Origin of the sequence: Cognatishimia sp. F0-27 (assembly GCF_020667845.1) — a bacterium.
Lineage (GTDB): Bacteria > Pseudomonadota > Alphaproteobacteria > Rhodobacterales > Rhodobacteraceae > JAFMPQ01.
The window spans coordinates 1-2,874 of sequence record NZ_JAFMPQ010000077.1; the positions used below are offsets into that span (position 1 = coordinate 1).

The 2,874-nt window shown below is 55.6% G+C and carries 3 protein-coding genes and 3 pseudogenes; 2 read left to right on the forward strand and 4 right to left on the reverse strand.

Annotation, left to right across the window (positions count from 1 at the left end; genetic code table 11):
• The 4 genes and pseudogenes from J1C49_RS21320 to J1C49_RS21335 all read right to left on the reverse strand — a co-directional run.
• On the reverse strand, positions 1-394 hold a 394-nt coding region (locus tag J1C49_RS21320; protein WP_227447834.1), incomplete at its 3' end, for a transposase.
• A gap of 31 nt (positions 395-425) precedes the next feature.
• Complete coding sequence (locus J1C49_RS21325; protein ID WP_255670842.1) at positions 426-773, reverse strand: Hint domain-containing protein; 348 nt, start codon at positions 771-773, stop codon at positions 426-428.
• A gap of 38 nt (positions 774-811) precedes the next feature.
• Positions 812-1,477: pseudogene (locus J1C49_RS21330) on the reverse strand (IS3 family transposase); the annotation flags it as partial.
• A gap of 55 nt (positions 1,478-1,532) precedes the next feature.
• Entirely contained in the window at positions 1,533-1,700 is a 168-nt protein-coding gene (locus J1C49_RS21335) for a hypothetical protein (RefSeq protein WP_227447835.1), read from the reverse strand.
• 250 nt (positions 1,701-1,950) lie between these two features.
• Here J1C49_RS21335 and J1C49_RS21340 point away from each other — a divergent pair.
• Both J1C49_RS21340 and J1C49_RS21345 read left to right on the forward strand, forming a co-directional pair.
• Positions 1,951-2,711: pseudogene (locus J1C49_RS21340) on the forward strand (IS5 family transposase).
• Between the two features lie 67 nt (positions 2,712-2,778).
• A pseudogene (locus J1C49_RS21345) lies at positions 2,779-2,874 on the forward strand (IS5/IS1182 family transposase); the annotation flags it as partial.

Consider the following 2,874-nt stretch of genomic DNA (forward strand, 5'->3'; position numbering starts at 1 on the left):
TTCCAGGAAGTGTTCCGCTGTCTTGAGCTATGGGAGCCAACCCGGTGATGGCGGCGGCCGCTTCGCCTGTGATAGTGCCGATCTCTGGCATTTCTGCGATCAGCATCGTGCTAGCAACCGGCCTGACCCCCGGGATGGAGCGGAGGACGATTGCCATCCCGGTCAGATGATCGTCGCTCGCGATGGCCTGAGTGATCCTGTTGGCATTCTCATCCCCTAACGCCTTCTGCTTGGCCGCATCAGACACTTCCATGCCGCCGTATTTGGATTTGAATTTGTAGAACGTGCCTTGGCTGAGACCGTGCTTGCGGCCCAACTCAGCCGTCGGCATCCTGGCTTCTCGTTCTTTGTTTATCCCAATGATCTGGGCTTCCGTAAAACGGCTCTTTCGCATTCGTTTGCTCCTTCAAACGGTTGAGCAAACTCTACATCAGAACGAGGGAAGTTTTGGGGGGGGGGAGGTCAATCTCAATATGGTAGTAGGTCACGTTTTCGGGGAGCGCGTCCAAAAGTTCAAACCGCACGTTTTGGCCGTTGACCAGCGCGCTGGCGTTGATTGCAAGCCCATCCAGGGTAAGAGCGTGGTTGCTGGTGAGCGCAAGATCCTTCACGCGAGCGCCGTCCCCAAGTGCTCCGGCGGAAACGCGCACAGGCGTGAAACGATCAGGCGGTGTGAAGGTCTTGTTCAGTGTCTGCAGCCCGATCCACAAAACTGCTGTGGCCGATCCGTCGGCAGTTGTGATCAGGTCGCCGATGCGCAGGTCTTCGACCAAAACGTCCCCGGTTGGCGTTGAGATCATCGTGCCCGCAGCAAAGCACAGACCTGGTTCGGCCGCGTCACTACCAGCTTTCTCAGCAAGTATGGGAAGACCTTGTGGCCGGGTGCCGGTTTTGACGTGTTTGGCTTGCGGTACAGGGCTTGGATGCCCATGTGCTTAATGCATGTCGCCACATGCAGTCGCCCGGTGGTGAAGCCTTCTTGGCGGAAGAGGCCCTTCTTCATCCGACTGCCCGCAAACAGATATTCCATGTGCAACTCGTCAATCCGGCGCATCAGCTTTAAATCATCTTCGCTGGTGGGGCGCGACTCATTATACAGGCTGCCATTGCTGATGCCGAGCAACTCCGCCTGCCGCGAAAGGCCCAGCTTGTGATCGCGGTTGGTCATTTCTTTGCTCTCCCCAACAGATCGGCCTTGGCGAGCGCTTCTCCCCAAAAAAACGTTTTCCAGCGTCAGCTGACCAATCTTCGCGTGCAGCGATTTGACATCAATCTCGGGCTCTTTGGAAGCTTTCGGCTTGTCGTTAAATACATCTGTCACTTGATCGAGAAGCTGGTCTTTCCATTGCTTTATTTGGCTCGGGTGATTATCGAATTGCGTCGCACGCTCTCTCATCGTCTTATCGCCCTTCAAAGCTGCTAACGCGACTTTCGCCTTAAATGCAGGGCAGTGGTTCCTTCTCGGTCGTCTCGCCATCGTCGCTCCTTTGTCCCGGCACGCTGCCAGATCAGAAGCGGAAAATCCACCTAACTCACCTGTTCAGATTTCTTAGGCCATCTCTCTGAACGCCATTTTCTACAGAATCACTTTCCGCCAAATCGGCTTCGCAAACTCGTTGAGCCATGGCAGTATACTCCTCGGTGGCTTTGAGGTCGTGCAGTTTCGCGTATTCTGCGAGGTCAGTAAGAACTTCCAACATCCATTTGTGTCTTTCCACGAGTTCCCCCTTAGATTGGCCTGTCACTGGATTGATCCACAAGGGTTAAGAATACATTAATCGAAAAAAATTGTTGGACTGCATTTTCGCAAGTGCATTAGATCATGACCGTGTAGCGGAACTTATCGGGAGTGCACTGCGCTAGGTCGTGTTGACAAAAGGGATTCACAGAGCGCGCTGATCGTGATTCAAGCTGGTATCTGCGATGGAGACCAGCTTGGCACGAGACCTGATGTCGGACGAGGAGTGGGCGTTCTTTGAGCGGTTCATCCTGACTGTCCGCGCTCCGAATGGGCGCAAACCGACCAACCACCGCCTTGTTCTTGATGGAGTTTTCTGGATTGCCCGCACGGGCGCCCCTTGGCGTGACCTGCCCGAAGAGTTCGGCAAGTGGTCGAGTGTCTATCGGCAGTTCCGACGCTGGACGCTGGCGGGATTGTGGGAGGACATTATGGACGCGCTGAACCAAAGCGGGGCGGTGCCGGACGCCCTGCAGATGATCGACAGCACCGTGATCCGCGCCCATCATCAGGCCGCGGGCGCAAAAGGGGGACTCCGCGTCAAGGTTTTGGCCGTTCGCGAGGTGGCTTCACGACCAAGATCCACCTCCGCGTCAACTCAGCAGGCCTGCCCATGAGAACCGAAATCACGCCGGGCCAGACTTCCGATTACATGGGCTTTGATCTGGTTATGGCCGACAATCTTCCCGAGCCAAGCGTCCTGTTGGCCGATAGAGGCTATGATGCTGACAGCATTCGGAAAAAGATGGAGGCGCGGGACGTTCTCACCCAAATCCCCATGCGCAAATCAAGAAAGATGCGCGTCGGTGTGGATCACTCCCTGTATTCGTGGCGCAACTTGGTCGAACGGTGCTTCAACAAACTGAAGAACGCTCGCCGGGTCGCAACACGCTACGACAAGACCGCTGAGAGCTTCCTCGGCTTCATAGACATCACCTCCATCCGCCTCTGGCTGCGCCTTTTGTCAACATGACCTAGGCTCAGGACCCATTGATTTCTGTTGAACGACATGATTCAGCGTTCGAAAAAGAGCGGTGAACTTGTCTGATCTTTTCTGGCTGAGCGACGCGCAGATGGCGCGTTTAGAACCCTACTTCCCGCAGTCCCACGGCAAACCGCGTGTCGACGACCGGCGT